The organism is Mesorhizobium sp. M0011 (assembly GCF_040324155.1).
Classification (GTDB): domain Bacteria; phylum Pseudomonadota; class Alphaproteobacteria; order Rhizobiales; family Rhizobiaceae; genus Mesorhizobium.
In genome coordinates this window covers 1-17,301 of sequence record NZ_JAMYVQ010000042.1, presented here as the reverse complement: position 1 = coordinate 17,301, position 17,301 = coordinate 1, and the positions used below count along the sequence as shown (strand labels likewise).

General features: G+C 64.0%; 13 protein-coding genes. 10 read left to right on the top strand and 3 right to left on the bottom strand.

The features are described 5' to 3' along the window. Positions 1–2,019: a thioredoxin domain-containing protein gene (locus tag NKK51_RS29465; RefSeq protein WP_352555688.1), complete on the bottom strand. Its 2,019-nt coding sequence runs from the start codon at positions 2,017–2,019 to the stop codon at positions 1–3. A gap of 62 nt (positions 2,020–2,081) precedes the next feature. On the opposite strand from NKK51_RS29465, the gene mnmE reads away from it, so the two are divergent. The 5 genes from mnmE (at position 2,082) to NKK51_RS29440 (ending at position 8,159) form a co-directional block, all read left to right on the top strand. Next, positions 2,082–3,413 carry a tRNA uridine-5-carboxymethylaminomethyl(34) synthesis GTPase MnmE gene (gene mnmE / locus NKK51_RS29460; protein ID WP_352555686.1) on the top strand — a complete coding sequence of 444 codons (1,332 nt, stop codon included), beginning with the start codon at positions 2,082–2,084 and terminating at the stop codon, positions 3,411–3,413. Positions 3,414–3,833: 420 nt separating this feature from the next. Then, the gene (gene mnmG / locus NKK51_RS29455; RefSeq protein ID WP_352555684.1) at positions 3,834–5,714 is read left to right on the top strand and encodes a tRNA uridine-5-carboxymethylaminomethyl(34) synthesis enzyme MnmG; all 1,881 of its coding nucleotides are present in this window, start codon (positions 3,834–3,836) and stop codon (positions 5,712–5,714) included. Then, positions 5,711–6,343, top strand: coding sequence for a 16S rRNA (guanine(527)-N(7))-methyltransferase RsmG (gene rsmG / locus NKK51_RS29450; RefSeq protein ID WP_031213658.1), 633 nt, complete (start codon positions 5,711–5,713; stop codon positions 6,341–6,343). Before mnmG ends, rsmG begins: the two co-directional genes overlap by 4 nt. Positions 6,344–6,398: 55 nt before the next feature. Then, the gene (locus NKK51_RS29445) at positions 6,399–7,199 is read left to right on the top strand and encodes a ParA family protein (RefSeq protein ID WP_013528736.1); all 801 of its coding nucleotides are present in this window, start codon (positions 6,399–6,401) and stop codon (positions 7,197–7,199) included. 69 nt (positions 7,200–7,268) lie between these two features. Further along, positions 7,269–8,159, top strand: coding sequence for a ParB/RepB/Spo0J family partition protein (locus NKK51_RS29440; protein ID WP_352555682.1), 891 nt, complete (start codon positions 7,269–7,271; stop codon positions 8,157–8,159). A gap of 370 nt (positions 8,160–8,529) precedes the next feature. On the opposite strand, the gene holA is transcribed toward NKK51_RS29440, so the two are convergent. Beyond that, entirely contained in the window at positions 8,530–9,573 is a 1,044-nt protein-coding gene (holA, locus tag NKK51_RS29435; RefSeq protein WP_352555680.1) for a DNA polymerase III subunit delta, read from the bottom strand. Positions 9,574–10,088: 515 nt separating this feature from the next. Here holA and NKK51_RS29430 point away from each other — a divergent pair. The 4 genes from NKK51_RS29430 to lpdA all read left to right on the top strand — a co-directional run bounded on the left by NKK51_RS29430 (position 10,089) and on the right by lpdA (position 15,330). Then, the gene (locus NKK51_RS29430) at positions 10,089–11,321 is read left to right on the top strand and encodes a 3-methyl-2-oxobutanoate dehydrogenase (2-methylpropanoyl-transferring) subunit alpha (protein WP_128305948.1); all 1,233 of its coding nucleotides are present in this window, start codon (positions 10,089–10,091) and stop codon (positions 11,319–11,321) included. Positions 11,322–11,324: 3 nt separating this feature from the next. After that, positions 11,325–12,338, top strand: a complete 1,014-nt coding sequence (locus tag NKK51_RS29425; protein ID WP_027162844.1) for an alpha-ketoacid dehydrogenase subunit beta — start codon at positions 11,325–11,327, stop codon at positions 12,336–12,338. Position 12,339: 1 nt separating this feature from the next. Next, on the top strand, positions 12,340–13,734 hold the full coding sequence (locus tag NKK51_RS29420) for a dihydrolipoamide acetyltransferase family protein (RefSeq protein WP_352555678.1): 1,395 nt from the start codon (positions 12,340–12,342) through the stop codon (positions 13,732–13,734). A gap of 198 nt (positions 13,735–13,932) precedes the next feature. Next, positions 13,933–15,330: a dihydrolipoyl dehydrogenase gene (gene lpdA, locus NKK51_RS29415; RefSeq protein WP_023813399.1), complete on the top strand. Its 1,398-nt coding sequence runs from the start codon at positions 13,933–13,935 to the stop codon at positions 15,328–15,330. Positions 15,331–15,488: 158 nt separating this feature from the next. Here the strand turns inward: lpdA and NKK51_RS29410 are convergent, their stop codons facing one another. Beyond that, positions 15,489–16,592 carry a saccharopine dehydrogenase family protein gene (locus NKK51_RS29410; protein ID WP_352555676.1) on the bottom strand — a complete coding sequence of 368 codons (1,104 nt, stop codon included), beginning with the start codon at positions 16,590–16,592 and terminating at the stop codon, positions 15,489–15,491. Between the two features lie 115 nt (positions 16,593–16,707). On the opposite strand from NKK51_RS29410, the gene NKK51_RS29405 reads away from it, so the two are divergent. After that, positions 16,708–17,136, top strand: coding sequence for an Lrp/AsnC family transcriptional regulator (locus tag NKK51_RS29405; protein ID WP_023813397.1), 429 nt, complete (start codon positions 16,708–16,710; stop codon positions 17,134–17,136). The last annotated feature ends 165 nt before the right edge of the window (positions 17,137–17,301 follow it).

Genomic DNA, 17,301 nt, shown 5'->3' with positions numbered 1-17,301 from the left:
CTATTGGTGGTTGAGAAGGCGTTCCAGCTCTTCGGGACCCGTGACGGCGGGAAGACAAACCTGGCCGGTGCAGAGCCAGGCGCCCGCTTTATCGGTCGGCGGCAGCATCCCGCCGGGTAGCAAGGGTCGATTCGTATCCGTACCGATCGGCACGATGATGTCCACCCGCCTTGGATCCGGGTTTTGATTCGCAACCGGAACGAGCTTTGGATCGCCCAGCGTATCGACGATGACCAGTTTGAGCGGCTCGATCGCCAGCGCGCAGGCGTTGACGATGCCGGCCTGGCCATAGGCTTGGTTTGCGGCACGGCCGGCGGCATGTTCGGCGACCTCCCAGGCTTTCTCGTGCAGCTCGAGATCGCCGGTGACGGAGGCGAGCCGGACCAGTGCTTCGATGATTTGGCCGGTGGCGGACGGAATGGCCTCGTCGACATCGCCGCGGATGCGGATCGGCACGTCGGTGCTGTCCGAGGCAGTCAGGTAATAACCTGCCTTTTCGGTATCGGCGTGCCAATGGTCGAGCTGCTCGACAAACTGGCCGGCCTGGTCGACATAGCTCCAATCCCCAGTGGCCTCGAACAGCGAGATGGCTGCGTTGGTCATGGCGGCATAGTCGCTGGACAAAGCAGGAAACAGTTTTCTGGCGCCGAGCATCGAATGCGGCAAGCGGCCGTCGCGGCTGGCAGCGCGGATATGGGCAAAGGCTTTTGCCGCCGCATCGATCCAGTCAGGCCGCGCCAGCGACCGGCCGGCTTCTGCAATCGCCGCGATCATCTGGCCGTTCCAGTCGGTGAGGGTCTTTGCGTCAAGGCCGGGCCTGACCCGCTCTTCCCGGACTGCAAGGAGTTTCCCCTTGAGCGGGCTGATCTCTTCGCGATCGATCACATATTGCGATTGCTGGGACAGGGTTTGGTGAACAACCGGCTTGCCTTCCCAGCCATGCGGGCTGGAGAGCGTGAAGTGATTGACAAACAAGGCGGAATCGTCACCGAGTGCGGCCTCGACCTCGTCTTTGCTCCAAGTGTAGAACAGCCCTTCCTCGCCGTCGCTGTCGGCGTCGAGACTGGCGGCAAATGCGCCGCCGTCGACGCGCATTTCGCGCAGCAGCCAGTCGATCGTCTCTTCGATTCGGACCCGGAACAACTCGTTGCCGCTTGCGGCATAGGCCCAGTTGCAGAAGCGGATCAGCTGGGCATTGTCGTAAAGCATCTTTTCGAAATGCGGCACCAGCCATTCGGCGTCGGTCGAGTAACGGCTGAGCCCGCCGCCGATATGGTCGTAGATGCCGCCGCTCACCATCTGCTCAAGACTGAGTAGGACGTCGTCGCGGTGGCTGGCGTTGCCGTCGCGCAGCCAGGACAGCCACAGCGTTTGCATGAACGGCGCAATGGGGAATTTCGGCGCGCCGCTTAAGCCGCCGAGATCGCGGTCGATCATGCCGTCTATGCCCTTGGCAAGCTCAGCCAGCGTGCCGCGATCGAGCCCTGTTTTCGCATGCGAGCCGGCAAGCCGCGCCTCGACATGTAAGGTCAGGCCGTCGGCACTCTGGTTGAGGCTCGCCCGCTTCTCGCGCCAGGCCTTGTCCACCGCCTCCATCACCTGGATGAAACCGGGGCGGCCATAGCGTGGCTCGCGCGGAAAATAGGTGCCGCCCCAGAACGGCTTGCCGTCCGGCGTCAGGAACATGGTCAGCGGCCAGCCGCCTTGCTCGCCCATGGCGGAGAGTGCAGCCATATAGATCTGGTCGATGTCGGGACGCTCCTCGCGGTCGACCTTGATATTGACGAACAGACGGTTCATGACGGCGGCGACACCATCGTTCTCGAAGCTTTCATGCGCCATGACGTGGCACCAGTGGCAGGCGGCATAGCCGACCGAGAGCAGGATCGGCCTGTCCAGCGCCTTCGCCTCCTCGAGCGAAGCCGGCGACCAGGCGCGCCAGTGCACGGGATTGCCGCTGTGCTGCTGCAGATAGGGGCTTGCTTCTTCAGCGAGCAGGTTTTGCGCGGGCAACGTCACGATGGGCAAACTCGGATGGGTCGGATAGGCGTAAAGCTAGGGCGGTTCGGTAGAGCGGGCAAATGATTTCAGGCGGTTCCATCGTAGCGCTGTCGAGCGGCCGGCTTCCGGCCGGGGTTGGCGTCATCCGCATTTCCGGCCCGCAGACTCGATTCGTGGTCGAAACGATTGCCGGCAGCATGGTTAAGGACCGCTCGGCAGTTCTGCGCCGATTCAGGGCACCCGACGGGACCGTGCTCGACACCGGCCTGGTCGTTTTCTTTCGCGGTCCGGCCAGTTTCACCGGCGAGGACGTTGCGGAATTCCATGTTCACGGCGGTCGTGCCGTTGTGGCAAAAATGCTGGAGACGATCGCAGGCCTTGACGGCGTCAGGCACGCGGAACCCGGCGAATTCACGCGCCGGGCCTTTCTCAACGGCAAGGTCGACCTTGTCGAGACCGAGGCATTGGCGGATCTCGTCAACGCCGAGACCGAGGCGCAGCGGCGTTTTGCCGTTCAAAATGCCGAAGGCGTTCAGAGCGAACTCTATCTCGGCTGGCGCCGCAGACTGATCCATGCCCGCGCCATGATCGAGGCGGAAATCGATTTCGCCGATGAGGACGATGTCCCCGGTTCCGTTTCGGATACGGTCTGGTCCGATGTCAGGACGATGATCGGCGAGATCGATCGCCACATCGCCGGGTTTCGCGCCGCCGAGATCATTCGCGACGGCTTCGAGGTCGTGATCCTTGGCGCGCCCAACGCCGGTAAGTCGAGTCTGTTCAATGCCCTGGCCCGGCGGGATGCCGCTATAGTAACGGATGAACCCGGCACGACGCGGGATCTGCTTGAAGTGACACTTGATCTCCAGGGGCTGCGGGTCCGGCTTACCGATACGGCCGGGCTGCGCGATGCGCCGGGGAAGGTCGAGGCGATCGGCATCGAGAAGGCGAGGGCCAAGGCGCATGGCGCCGATCTCTTGCTGTTGCTGCAGGATGTTACGAATCCTGGGGATATTCGTTCATTGCCGACCGCGGCGCCGACCTTGCGCGTTGGCACCAAGCGCGATCTGCTGGAAGACCGCGCGGCGAGCGGGGCGATGGAAGACTACAACCTTGTCATTTCGGTAAAAAACGGGACGGGCGTGGAGAGACTGCTGGCGGAAATCGGCCGGCGAGCTGCCGAAGCAGCCGGCAGCGTCGGTGATGTTTTGCCATCGCGCCTGCGCCACGTCGAATTGCTTGGCGCAGCGAATAGGCACCTGCTTCGTGCAACCGACGGCCAGACTGTCGGGCAGGAATTGCGCGCCGAAGAGTTGCGGCTTGCCGCGGATCGCCTGGGCCGTATTGTCGGCGCCATCGACGTCGAGGAGATGCTGGATGTGATTTTCTCACAGTTCTGTATTGGGAAATGACTCACGTGAAACAGTGCGGTGTATCGCTTCGTCATCCACGGGCGAAGCAAGGAGCGCAGCGACGCAGCGCAGACCCGAGGATCCATGCCGCGACATCAAAGCAGCGGCCACGATGCAGAATTCTGCTCCGCTGTACCCTTTGGCCAAGGTCACGGCATGGATCCTCGGGTCTCCGCGACGCCGATTCGCGGACGCTCCGCCCGTGGATGACGAAGGCGGGGAGGCTTCGTCTGGGCCACCGCGCTGCGCTGCCTGTGTGACTCACGTGAAACGCGTCAGGCAGCCTTGGTGACTCACGTGAAACATGGGGCTGACAGCCCGCAAGGTTGTTTCACGTGAAACGACCCGCGGAGTTTTCTTGACAGCAAAGCCTCACGGGGACATGTGTCCCTGATTCATTTGAGTCTAGGACGTTTGGAAATGACCAATCACTATGATGTGGTTGTGGTGGGCGGTGGCCACGCCGGGTGCGAGGCGGCCAGCGCTGCAGCGCGCGCCGGTGCGAAGACCGCTTTGGTGACGCTGCGTTTCGACACGATCGGGGTCATGTCGTGCAATCCGGCGATCGGCGGGCTCGGCAAGGGTCACCTGGTCCGCGAGATCGATGCCATGGACGGCTTGATGGGGCGGGTGGCGGATACTGCCGGTATCCAGTTCCGCCTGCTCAACCGCCGCAAGGGCCCAGCAGTACGCGGGCCGCGCACGCAGGCCGACCGAAAGCTCTATCGCCTCGCCATGCAGGAAGCGATTCGGCAGCAGAAAGATCTCGACGTGGTCGAAGGCGAGGTTCTGGACTTCGAAATCGACGATGGGCAGATCGTGGCCGTTCTCCTGGCCGATGGAAGGCGGCTTGCCTGTGGCGCTGTCGTTTTGACGACCGGAACTTTCCTGCGCGGACTTATCCATATCGGCGAGAAGAAGATTGTTGCCGGCCGCATGAACGAACAGGCCAGTCTTGGTCTGTCGGCGACGATGGACCGCGCCGGCTTCAAGCTCGGTCGGCTGAAGACCGGCACGCCGCCGCGGCTCGACGGCCGGACCATCGACTGGGCGTCGCTGGAAAGCCAGGCGGCGGATGAGAATCCTGTGCCGTTCTCGCTGATGACCGACCGCATCACCACGCCGCAGATCGAGTGCGGCATCACCCGCACGATGACGGCCACGCATGAGCTGATCCGCGCCAATCTCGGCCGCTCCGCCATGTATTCCGGCTCGATCGAAGGTGTCGGACCGCGCTACTGCCCGTCGATCGAGGACAAGATCGTCAAGTTCGGCGACAGGGACGGGCACCAGATCTTTCTGGAGCCGGAAGGGCTGGACGATGATACCGTTTATCCCAATGGTATTTCGACCTCGCTGCCCGAAGACGTACAGCTCGATATATTGAAAACCATCCCAGGGCTGGAGCGCGCAACCATGCTGCAGCCCGGCTATGCCATCGAGTATGATCACGTCGATCCGCGCGAACTGCATCAGACGCTGGAGACGAAGCGCATCAGTGGTCTTTTCCTCGCCGGGCAGATCAACGGCACGACCGGCTATGAGGAAGCAGCCGGGCAAGGCTTGCTCGCAGGCCTCAATGCGGCGCGGCGGGCGGCGGGGAGCGAGCAGATCGTGCTCAGCCGCACCGAAGCCTATATTGGGGTGATGGTCGACGACCTGACCAGCCGCGGCATCAGCGAACCCTACCGGATGTTCACCTCTCGGGCCGAATTCCGGCTGTCGCTGCGTGCCGACAATGCGGATGAACGACTGACGCCTCTGGCTGCGAAGCTGGGCATCGCTTCGGCACAGCGCATGCAACGCTACGGGCAGGTCATGCAAAGCCTGGATGAGGCGCGGGACTTGGCGAAGTCGCTCGCCCTGACGCCGAACGAGGCGGCGCGACACGGGCTGGACATCAACCGGGATGGCGTGCGCCGGTCCGGCTATGAATTGCTGTCCTATCCTGACGTCGATGTCGCTTGGCTGGCCGGCGTCGATCCGCGCTTTGCGGCGATCGACGGCAAGACGGCGGAGCGCCTCGAGACGGAAGCGAAGTATTCTGTCTATCTGGATCGTCAGAAAACTGACGTGGCGCAAATCCGGCATGAGGAGAGCCGGCTTATCCCCGAGACGGTCGATTTCGCCGGAGTGCCGGGTCTGTCGAACGAGCTGAAGCAGAAGATGCAGGCGCGGCGGCCGCGCTCCATCGCTGATGCCCAGCGCATGGAAGGCATGACGCCGGCGGCGCTGGCGATCATCGTCGCGCATGTCCGTCACGCGGAAAGCACCCAGCGCCCACAAAAGGAAGTTGCGTGAGTTCTATTTCCCTAGAGAGCCTGCAGGACGCGGCAGGCCCGGTTTCACGTGAAACATTCGATCGGCTGGTGGCCTTCGAGCAGATGTTCCAGAAATGGAATCGCAGCATCAATCTGGTGGCGCAATCGACGTCGGGCGATGTCTGGCAGCGCCATATCCTGGACAGCGCCCAACTCGGACGCATAGAACCGGTTGCCACGCGCTGGGTGGATCTCGGCTCGGGCGGCGGATTTCCGGGCCTTGTCATGGCTTTCCTGCTTGCCGAGCGCGACGGCGCCAGCATCGACCTGGTTGAAAGCAATCGCAAAAAGGCGTCCTTCCTGCAGACCGTCGTCGGGCAGTTCAGGCTGCCGGCGCGAGTCGTGGCGCGCCGCATCGATGACAGCCATGCGCTTGTTTCGACACCGCAAGTTGTCACGGCGCGGGCTTTGGCGTCGCTTTCGACCTTGCTGGACCTGTCGGCGCCATGGCTGACGTCAGGCGCGCGCGGCCTGTTCCACAAAGGCCGGGATTACCGCGCCGAAGTGGAAGAAAGCGTTCACCGATGGTCCTTCGATCTGGTAGAACATCCAAGTGTGACCGACCCGCATGGGGTCATCCTTGAACTGTCCAACCTGCGACCTGTCTGATCCGCGACGTGTCAGACGCTTTGGCGATCCCAAAATGAACTTCTGGCATAGACCCATGATGAAGAATGGCCCCCGAATCATCACCGTAGCCAACCAGAAGGGCGGTGTCGGCAAGACAACGACCGCCATCAATCTGGCGACCGCGCTGGCCGCGATCGGCGAAAAGGTGCTGATCGTCGATCTCGATCCGCAGGGAAATGCCAGCACCGGCCTCGGCATCGATCGCAAGGACCGCACGGTGTCCTCCTATGACGTGCTGACCGGCGAGCTTGAGCTGGAGGCCGCGGCCATCCCCACAGCCGTGCCCGGCCTGTCGATCGTGCCGTCGACGCTCGACCTGCTCGGCATCGAAATGGAGATCGCCTCCGCGCCCGACCGGGTGCTCAAGCTGCGCAATGCGCTGCGCGCTGCGACCGAGCGCGGCGCACCATTCGGCTATGTGCTGATCGACTGCCCACCATCGCTCAACCTTTTGACTTTGAATTCAATGGCCGCGGCCGATTCTGTTCTTGTACCGCTGCAATGCGAGTTTTTCGCGCTCGAAGGTCTCAGCCAGTTGCTGGAGACGGTCGAGCAGGTGCGCCGCTCGATCAATCCGGATCTCACCATCCAGGGCATCGTGCTGACCATGTATGACGGCCGCAACAATCTCGCCAACCAGGTGGTGCAGGATGTGCGGGCGCATATGGGCGACAAGGTCTACGAGACCGTCATTCCGCGCAATGTGCGGGTGTCCGAGGCGCCGTCCTACGGCAAGCCGGCGATCCTCTATGATTTGAAGTGCTCCGGCAGCCAGGCCTATCTGCAACTGGCGTCGGAAGTGATCCGCCGCGAGCGCAAGTTACGCGCCGCTTGATTAGGCCGGATGCATAGCTAAAAGCCGATTCGATACCGAAACGATTTGGAATAGCCAACTGGAATAAAGATGAGCGAAGACCTTTCAAGAAAGAGACTGGGGCGTGGACTGGCTGCGCTTATCGGCGAGATCGATCGCCCCGCAGCGCCTGAGAAGCCCGGCATGAGCGCCGACGGCAAGGTGCCGATCGAGTTCCTGACCCCCAATCCGAAAAATCCGCGCCGGCATTTCGGCGACGCCGAGCTGACCGATCTTGCCCAGTCGATCCGCGAACACGGCGTCGTCCAGCCGGTGGTGGCGCGGCCTTCGCCGACACAGGCCGGCCGCTACGAAATCATCGCCGGCGAGCGGCGCTGGCGCGCGGCGCAGCGCGCCGGGCTGTCCGAGATCCCGGTCATCATCCGCGAGGTCAACGACCGCACCGCGCTCGAACTGGCGATTATCGAGAACGTCCAGCGCACCGATCTCAATGCGGTCGAGGAGGCGCTTGGTTATCAGCAACTGATCGACGAGCACGGCTACACCCAGGCCGATCTCGGCCAGGTGATCGGCAAGAGCCGCAGCCATGTCGCCAACACGCTCAGGCTCTTGAAGCTGCCGGACGTGATCCGCGACATGCTGGTCGACGGCGCTCTGTCTGCCGGCCATGCCCGCACGCTGGTGACGGCGGAAGATCCGGCCGGCCTTGCCAAGCGCATCGTCGAAGAGGGCCTTTCGGTGCGCCAGGCCGAAGCGCTGGCGCAGATGCCGGCCGGCACCAGCAGCGCCAGGGAAGCCAAGCCGGCGCCAAGTCCTGACGAAAAGGACGCCGACACGCTGGCGCTGGAAAAACTGTTGACCGACACGATCGGCATGATCGTGTCGGTGGATCACAAGGGCAGAGGCGGCGTGCTGCGGGTTTCGTACCGGTCGCTGGAACAGCTTGATGAGCTGTGCCGCAGGCTGAAGCAGGATCGGTAGTTAGCCGGCAAATTAACTCCTGGCTTAAGGTCCAGCTGAGCTGGTTGGCACGGGCTTGAGAGCATAAAGGGCTGGCGGTAGCCGGCCCTTCTCTTTGCGGCGCCTGTGTTTGGCTCCCCTTGTGGGGAGGGGTTAGGGGTGGGGGTCCGTGCCGGGCAGACATCTCAGGAATTCCATATGCGATAGCCCTGCCACTTGTGGGGAGATGCCGGTAGGGCAGAGGGGGCGTGAAGGAACGCCAGCTTTGGTCACTTTCGAATAGCTGACAAGCTGTCAGGTGGCGCATTCTAGCCAATAGAGACGTCGGCGGGACAGCGCCCCCTCTGGCTTGCCAGCCATCTCCCCCACGAGGGGGGAGATCGCCAATCTCCTACCTTTGCGCCAGCCGGCTGCTCTCCACGGCAATACCAAGCAGCGCCTGCCTTGCCAGCGCGACGGAAAGATCCGGCCTTCGCCGCGTCTGCAGGACCGCTGTCTGCAGCCGCGTCAGCGCGCGGCCGAGCGCGTCGGTGCTCCAGCGCTCCAGCGCCTTCTCGACCAGCTTGCGCCGCGAAAAAAACACCGGCGGGCGAGCGGCGGCGACGACCGAGGCGGCGTTGCGGTTGCCGGACTCCATCTGGCCGCGCATGACCTGGATCTGCTGCAACTGCCGCATTGCCGAGGACAGCACCAGGAAGGGCTGGCCGCCGGACTGGCAATGCCGGCTGAAGGCGGTGTCGAAGTCGCCGATCTTGCCTTCGAGAAGCGCGTCGACCGCGTCGTCGAAAGAGGCGCCGGAGACATCACCCGACATCGCCTTGACCTCTTCCAGGCCGATCTCGTTCTGGCCATGGGCGTAGAGCACGAGCTTTTCCATCTCGCCGCGCGAGGCCAGCCGGTCGCCGCCGAGATTGCGGCGCAGCGCCTGCCTCGCCTCCATGGTCATCGACATGCCGGCCTTGCTCAATTCGGCGTCGATGACGCCGTCGATGTCGCGCGCCTCATCGGCATAGCACGGCAGCGCCATGGCATTGTCCGCCGCCTCGACGATGGCGCGCAGGCCGACACCCTTCTTGAGGTCGCCGGCCTCGATGAGAATGATGGCATCGCGCGCGGGCTCCGCCGTCAGCGCCTTGACGTCGTCGGCCAGCGCCTTCTGGCCGCTGGCATTGCGCACCCACAGCAGCCGCCGGTCGGAAAACATCGGCACGGTGCGCGCTTCGTCGAGCAGCCGGCCCTCATCGCGGTCGACCTCCGAACCCTCCAGCCGGACCACGCAGAAGGGATCGTCGAGAGGCAGGCCGGTCTTGCCGGCAAAGGCCTTCGCCCGCTCGGAGACGAGGCCGCGGTCAGGGCCGTACAGCAGGACGATGGAGATGCGCTGGTCCGGCTTCGCGAGCCAGCCATCGACCTCGTATGCTTTCTTCTGTGCCATGGCGGGTTGGTTAGCATGATGCGGGGGCGGGGTGAATGGAGGTTGGTGATTGGGGCAAAGGATGATGCGCGTGATTTTCTCGCAGCGTGGAAGATTGGCAAAAGCGGCGGAGCGCGTAATCTCCCCCTTGAGGGGGAGATTACGCCGAAGGCGACAGAGGGGGTCGTTGCGCGTGGAGCGCTAACCTTCATCTGTCGCAAGGAGGTCGCATCCAGTCGAACCGACCCCCTCTGGCCTGCCGGCCATCTCCCCCTCAAGGAGGGAGATTACGCTTCGCCGCCTTCGCCAATCACCTTATCTTCCGGCAAACCCAGCCCAACCTTCTCCCTAATTGCGCGCCGTCCCCCAACATCGACAAGAAATTTCGTCGACATATCTTCATCTTGGTGCTGGGGAGGCTGGATCGGCCGGCGCGGCCGGGACCGACGTCCGCATGCTACCCCGACGAATTCGCACTGGCCTGGCGGCGCAGATATGCAAATATCGGCACCAGGCAACATTGGAGGACAGACGTCATGGCCGATGCTGGGATGTTGCGTTTCCACGTTCCGGAACCGGAAGTGCGGCCGGGCGGGACGCCTGACTTTTCCAATGTGCCGATCCCCAAGGCCGGCTCGGTGCCGCGCCCCGAGATCGATGTCGATCCGCGAACCATCCGCGATCATGCCTTCTCGATCATCCGTGTGCTGAACCGCAATGGCGAGGCCGTCGGTCCCTGGGCCGGCCTGCTTTCCAGCGACGAGCTGCTGGCCGGGCTGCGCCACATGATGACGCTGCGGGCCTTCGACGCGCGCATGCAGATGGCGCAGCGGCAGGGCAAGACCTCGTTCTACATGCAGCATCTGGGCGAAGAGGCGGTGGCTTGCGCCTTCCGCAAGGCGCTGGCGCCGGGCGATATGAATTTTCCGACCTATCGCCAGGCAGGGCTGCTCATCGCCGACGGCTATCCGATGGTCACGATGATGAACCAGATCTATTCCAACGAGGCCGATCCGCTGAAGGGCCGGCAATTGCCGGTCATGTATTCGTCGAAGGAGCACGGCTTCTTCTCGATCTCCGGCAATCTGGCGACGCAGTACATCCAGGCGGTCGGCTGGGCGATGGCCTCGGCGATATCGAACGATTCGCGCATCGCAGCCGCCTGGATCGGCGACGGCTCGACGGCCGAATCCGACTTTCATTCGGCGCTGGTGTTCGCCTCCACCTATAAGGCGCCGGTCGTGCTCAACGTCGTCAACAACCAGTGGGCGATCTCGACCTTTCAAGGCATCGCGCGCGGCGGCTCGGGCACGTTTGCTGCCCGGGGCCTCGGCTTCGGCATCCCGTCATTGCGCGTCGACGGCAACGACTATCTCGCGGTGCATGCGGTTGCCAAATGGGCGGCGGAGCGGGCGCGCAGCAATCTCGGGCCGACGCTGGTCGAATATGTCACCTACCGTGCCGGCGCGCATTCGAGCTCGGACGACCCCTCGGCCTATCGGCCAAAGACCGAATCCGACGCCTGGCCGCTCGGCGATCCGATCGTGCGGCTGAAGAACCATCTCATCGCGCTCGGCGTCTGGTCGGACGAGCGGCACGCGCAGGCCGAGGCGGAAATCCTCGACACGGTAATCGCGGCGCAGAAGGAAGCGGAAAGCCACGGCACGCTGCATGCCGGCGGCAAGCCGTCGACGCGCGACATGTTCGAAGGGCTCTATGCCGAGATGCCGCCGCATCTCAGACGCCAGCGCCAGCAGGCGGGGGTTTGAGCCATGCCGAGACGGACCATGATCGAGGCCATTCGCGATGCCATGGACGTGTCGATGGGGCGCGACGACAAAGTCGTCGTGTTCGGCGAAGATGTCGGCTTCTTCGGCGGCGTATTCCGCTGCACGCAAGGCCTGCAGGCCAAATACGGCAAGAGCCGCTGCTTCGATGCGCCGATCAACGAATCCGGCATTGTCGGCTCGGCCATCGGCATGGCCGCCTATGGCCTGAAGCCGTGCGTGGAGATTCAGTTTGCCGACTACATGTATCCGGCCTACGACCAGCTGACGCAGGAAGCGGCACGGCTGCGTTACCGCTCCAACGGCGATTTCACCTGTCCGATCGTGGTGCGCATGCCGACCGGCGGCGGCATTTTTGGCGGCCAGACGCACAGCCAGAGCCCGGAAGCGCTGTTCACCCATGTGTCGGGACTGAAGACCGTGGTGCCGTCCAACCCACATGACGCCAAAGGGCTACTCATCGCGGCGATCGAAGACCCCGATCCGGTGATTTTTTTGGAGCCGAAGCGGCTCTACAACGGCCCTTTCGACGGCCATCACGACCGGCCGGTGACGCCGTGGTCGAAACATGAGCTCGGAGAGGTCGCCGACGGCCACTACACCGTGCCGCTCGGCAAGGCGGCGATCCGCCGGGCAGGCTCGGCCCTCACCGTGCTCGCCTACGGCACCATGGTCTATGTCGCGCAGGCCGCGGTCGAGGAAACCGGCATCGATGCCGAGATCATCGATCTCAGGACCCTTTTGCCGCTCGATCTCGACACGATCGTCGCCTCGGTCAAGAAGACCGGGCGCTGCGTCATCGTGCACGAGGCGACGCTGACGTCGGGCTTCGGCGCCGAACTGTCGGCCCTGGTGCAGGAAAACTGCTTCTATCACCTCGAAGCGCCGGTCGCTCGCGTTGCCGGCTGGGACACGCCCTATCCGCATGCGCAGGAATGGGACTATTTTCCCGGTCCCGCCCGGGTAGGCCGTGCTTTGCTTGAAACCATGGGGGCCTGAGATGGGCGAACACATCATCAAGCTGCCCGATGTCGGCGAGGGTGTCGCCGAAGCCGAGCTCGTCGAATGGCACGTCAAGATCGGCGACATGGTGCGCGAGGACACCGTGCTTGCCGCTGTCATGACCGACAAGGCGACGGTCGAAATCCCGTCGCCTGTCGACGGCGAAATCCTGTGGCTGGGCGCCGAGATCGGCGACACGGTGGCGATCGGCTCGCCCATCGTGCGGCTGAAGGTGGCAGGCGAGGGCAATGTTGCGGGTGGTGCGACGCCGGCAAAAGTCACGGCTGAGAGTACCCCCACCCCTAACCCCTCCCCACAAGGGGGAGGGGGACGCGCCACGGTATCCAAGGACGAAGCAAAGTCCGCTTCGCCTCCAGCGGGAACTGCTGCGAAGAGTGCGCGGATAGCAGAGACGGGATCCCCCTCCCCCTTGTGGGGAGGGGCTAGGGGTGGGGGTACTGCGCCGACGTCCCGAGGTGCCGCGCCCCCCGGCGCGCCGCGTCCCGAAGGCGAAAGACCGTTGGCCTCTCCGGCCGTCCGTCTGCGGGCAAAAGAGGCCGGCATCGATCTCCGGCAGGTTGCGGGATCCGGCCCGGCCGGCCGCATCGGCCATGAGGATATCGAGGCGTTCCTGGCGCGCGGCCCGCAGGTCGCCAGGACATCCGGTCTCGCCCGCAACGATACGATACAGGACATCAAGGTGGTCGGGCTGCGGCGCAAGATCGCCGAGAAGATGACGCTGTCCAAATCGCGCATCCCGCACATCACCTATGTCGAGGAGATCGACGTCACCGCGCTGGAGGAATTGCGCGCCGCACTCAACAAGGAGAAGCGCCCAGGTAAGGGTGGCGTGGAGCGGCCGAAGCTGACGCTGCTGCCGTTCCTGATGCGGGCGATGGTCAAGGCGATAGCGGACCAGCCCAACCTCAATTCGCTGTTCGACGACGAGGCCGGCATCATCCACCAGCATGGCGGCATCCATATCGGCATTGCCGCGCAGACGCCGTCGGGGCTGGTGGTGCCTGTGGTCAGGCATGCCGAGGCGCGCGATATCTGGGAGTGCGGCGCAGAAATCATCAGGCTGGCCGAGGCGGCCAAGTCCGGCACGGCGACACGCGACGAGCTGTCTGGCTCGACCATCACCATCACCTCGCTCGGCGCCATGGGTGGCGTGGCGACGACACCGGTCATCAATCATCCCGAAGTGGCGATCATCGGCGTCAACAAGATGATGGTGCGGCCGGTGTGGGACGGCACCCAGTTCATCCCGCGCAAGATGATGAACCTGTCGTCGAGCTTCGACCACCGCGTCATCGACGGCTGGGATGCGGCGGTGTTCATCCAGCGGATCAAGACGCTGCTGGAAACGCCGGCGCTGATTTTCGTGGATTGAGGGGATGAGAACCGTCGCAAAGGCCCCCTCACCCGGATTGCCAGCCGAATTGCAAAGGCAATTCGGGGCAATCCGACCTCTCCCCGAGGGGAGAGGAGGTCGTCAGCGCAGGCGCCAGTCTCTTCTCCCCAGCGGGGAGAAGGTGGCCGCGAAGCGGTCGGATGAGGGGGCCTTCGTCACCATAGAGAGCGTGCCGTCATGAAAGAAATCTCCTGCAAGCTGCTCGTTATCGGCGCCGGGCCCGGTGGCTATGTCTGCGCCATCCGCGCGGGACAGCTCGGCGTCGATACGGTAATCGTCGAGGCCGGCAAACCGGGCGGCACCTGCCTCAATGTCGGCTGCATCCCATCCAAGGCGCTGATCCATGCGGCGGAAGAGTTCGAGAGGGTCTCGCACATGGAAGGCGGCAAGAGCCCGCTTGGCATTTCGCTCACCGCACCGACGCTCGACCTGGCTAAGACGATCGCCTGGAAGGACGGCATCGTGAGCCGGCTCAACAGCGGCGTCGCCGGCCTGCTCAAGAAGGCAGGCGTGAAGACCGTGCATGGCTGGGCGAGCTTTCGCGACGGCAAGACTGTGGAGGTCGAGACTGAGACGGGAAGCCAAGTCATCCGCGCCGAGGCGATCGTCATCGCCACCGGCTCGACGCCGGTCGAACTGCCGTTCCTGCCCTTTGGCGGTCCGGTGATTTCCTCCACGGAGGCGTTGGCGCTCAGCGATGTGCCGAAAAAACTCGCGGTCGTCGGTGGCGGCTATATCGGCCTGGAACTCGGCATGGCCTTCGCCAAAATGGGCGCCAAAGTGACCGTGGTCGAGGCGTTGCCGCGCGTGCTGGCGCAATATGATGCGGAACTCACCCGGCCGGTGGTCAAGCGGCTCAACGCACTCGGCATCGAGGTGATGCTGGGTGCAAAGGCCAAGGGGCTGTCGACCAAAGGCGACGCGCTGCTGATCGAGACATCCGACGGCAAGAGCGCCAAGGTCGCCGCCGAAAAAATCCTGGTGACGGTCGGCCGCAAGCCGGTGACCGAAGGCTGGGGGCTCGACCAGATCGACCTTGATATGGCTGGAAAATTCATCCGCATCGACGAGCAGTGCCGCACCTCGATGCGCGGCATCTTTGCCATCGGTGACGTCACCGGTGAGCCGATGCTGGCGCACCGGGCGATGGCCCAGGGCGAGATGGTCGCCGAGATCATCGCCGGTCACAAGCGCAACTGGGACAAGCGCGCCATTCCCGCCGTTTGCTTCACCGATCCGGAACTCGTCACCGCTGGTCTTTCACCGGAAGAGGCCAGGGCTCTGGGCGGCGAGATCAAGATCGGCATGTTCCCGTTCGCCGCCAATGGCCGGGCGATGACGAAGCTGGGCGAAGACGGCTTCGTCCGCGTGGTGGCGCGGGCCGACAACCATCTGGTGCTTGGCATCCAGGCGGTCGGGAAAGGTGTGTCGGAACTGGCGGCGTCATTCGGGCTGGCGCTGGAGATGGGCGCGCGGCTGGAGGACATTGCCGGCACGATCCATGCGCATCCGACGCAGGGCGAAGGGTTCCAGGAAGCGGCGCTCAAGGCGCTGGGGCACGCGCTGCATATTTGAGGATGCTTACCCTCCCCCTTGTGGGGAGGGTCGATCCGCGAAGCGGAGCGGGGTGGGGGTCCTCGCCGACCGTCAGCGCTCACCCCACCCCGTCTCGCAGTCTACGCTTCGCTACGCATGCGAGCCGACCCTCCCCACAAGGGGGAGGGTGAAGAACTTCAGCTCGCCAGCCGGCTCACCATCTCGTGCTGGGCATAGGCGCGGCCGAAGCGGTTGGCTAGGAATGCGTCGAGCGCGATGTCTTCCTGCTTGACGAAGCCGGTCGCCGGCAGGCTGCCGTCGGCCAGCATGTCGAGCACGGCGCAGATGCCGGATGCGGTGGTGATCTGGATGGCGCTGCGCACCGTGTCGCCGACACGCTTCGAGTAGATCTTGTTGGCGTAGGTCTCCTGCAGCAGGCGGCCGTTCTTGCGGCCCGAGACGGTGACGAAGACGATGACCACATCCTGCAGCGTCGCCGGCAGGGCGCTCTCGAAAATGTCCTTCAGCACGTCGCGGCGGTGGCGCAGGCCAAGGTCGTTGAGCAGCGCCTTCATGATCGCGGCGTGGCCGGGGTAGCGGATGGTGCGGTAGTTCAGCGTGCGCACCTTGCCCTTCAGCGTCTCGGCCAGCGTGCCGAGCCCACCGGAGGTGTTGAAGGCTTCGTAAGTGACGCCGTCGAGTGAGAATTCCTCGCGCTCCTCCAGCGGCGGCACCTCGACCAGTTCGCCCTCGACGATCGCCTCGCAGGGCTCGCAATATTCGTTGATGACGCCGTCGGTGCTCCAGGTCAGATTGTAGTTCAACGCATTGGACGGGTATTGCGGCAAAGCGCCGACGCGCATGCGCACGCTTTCGAGCGTGTCGAATCGGCTGGCGAGATCGTTGGCGACGATCGAGATGAAGCCCGGCGCCAGGCCGCATTGCGGAATGAAGGCGTTTCTGCCGGAGCGCGCCAATTCCTTGACGCGGCGGGTCGAGACGACATCCTCGGTCAGGTCGAGATAGTGCACGCCGGCACTGGCCGCTGCCTCGGCGATGCGGGTGGTCAGATGGAAGGGAGCGGCGCTGAGCACCGCGAATTTGCCGGCGAGGGCGGCTTCCAGCGTGCCGGATGCCTCGATGTCGAGCTCCAGCGTCGCGACCGTGGCCGGCAGTTCGGCGGAAGCGAGCTGTGCTGCCGAGCGGTCGACGAGCGTGACCTGATAATCCCCCATGGCGGCGAGCATCTCGGCAATGGTCGAGCCGATCTTTCCGGCGCCGACAACGACAATTTTCTTCATGACCGATCCCTCACTGATTGTAAGCCCAGATTCGCAGCTTGCCCGTCGAATGGAAGCGTGGTTTTGTTCGAAACGAAACCATCTATTGGCTAGTCTGCCGAGAAGAATCGTCGAAATGCTCAGTGACGCCGAACAAGCCCTGCTTTCCCTGCTGCGCGAGAATGCGCGCGCCTCGACCGCCGAGCTGGCGCGGCGGCTTGGCGTCTCGCGGACCACGGTACAGAGCCGGATCGAACGGCTGGAGCAGCGCGGCATCATATCAGGCTATGGCGTGCGGCTGGCGCCGGACTACGAGCAGGGGCTGGTGCGGGCACATGTGCTGCTCACCGTGACGCCCAAGCTCGCCGACAAGGTGGTGCGCGCCCTGCGCGGCCTGGCGACGGTCAGGACGCTGCATTCGGTCAGCGGCAATTTCGATATGATCGTCATCGTCGACGCGCCGTCGATCCGCGACCTCGACATGCTGCTCGACCAGATCGGCGCCATGGACGGAGTCGAGCGGACTTTGTCGTCGATCATCCTGTCGACGCGGATAGATAGGTGAAGCTGCTGATCTCCCCCCTTGCGGGGGAGATGGCCGGCAGGCCAGAGGGGGGTGCTCAGGCGCTAGAGCCTTTCACGTTTTGACGGAAGCGTATCCGGCGTTTTCGAAGTAGTTCTTGCATTCGGCTGCCTCGATTGTTTCGACGAGGTGGCCGATGTGGCGCCA

Coding starts and splice junctions, on each gene's coding strand:
- mnmE (WP_352555686.1), top strand. CDS start 2,082: ATGATTTCAGGCGGTTCCATCGTAGCGCTGTCGAGCGGCCGGCTTCCG.
- mnmG (WP_352555684.1), top strand. CDS start 3,834: ATGACCAATCACTATGATGTGGTTGTGGTGGGCGGTGGCCACGCCGGG.
- NKK51_RS29445 (WP_013528736.1), top strand. CDS start 6,399: ATGATGAAGAATGGCCCCCGAATCATCACCGTAGCCAACCAGAAGGGC.
- NKK51_RS29440 (WP_352555682.1), top strand. CDS start 7,269: ATGAGCGAAGACCTTTCAAGAAAGAGACTGGGGCGTGGACTGGCTGCG.
- holA (WP_352555680.1), bottom strand. CDS start 9,573: ATGGCACAGAAGAAAGCATACGAGGTCGATGGCTGGCTCGCGAAGCCG.
- NKK51_RS29430 (WP_128305948.1), top strand. CDS start 10,089: ATGGCCGATGCTGGGATGTTGCGTTTCCACGTTCCGGAACCGGAAGTG.
- NKK51_RS29425 (WP_027162844.1), top strand. CDS start 11,325: ATGCCGAGACGGACCATGATCGAGGCCATTCGCGATGCCATGGACGTG.
- NKK51_RS29420 (WP_352555678.1), top strand. CDS start 12,340: ATGGGCGAACACATCATCAAGCTGCCCGATGTCGGCGAGGGTGTCGCC.
- lpdA (WP_023813399.1), top strand. CDS start 13,933: ATGAAAGAAATCTCCTGCAAGCTGCTCGTTATCGGCGCCGGGCCCGGT.
- NKK51_RS29410 (WP_352555676.1), bottom strand. CDS start 16,592: ATGAAGAAAATTGTCGTTGTCGGCGCCGGAAAGATCGGCTCGACCATT.
- NKK51_RS29405 (WP_023813397.1), top strand. CDS start 16,708: ATGCTCAGTGACGCCGAACAAGCCCTGCTTTCCCTGCTGCGCGAGAAT.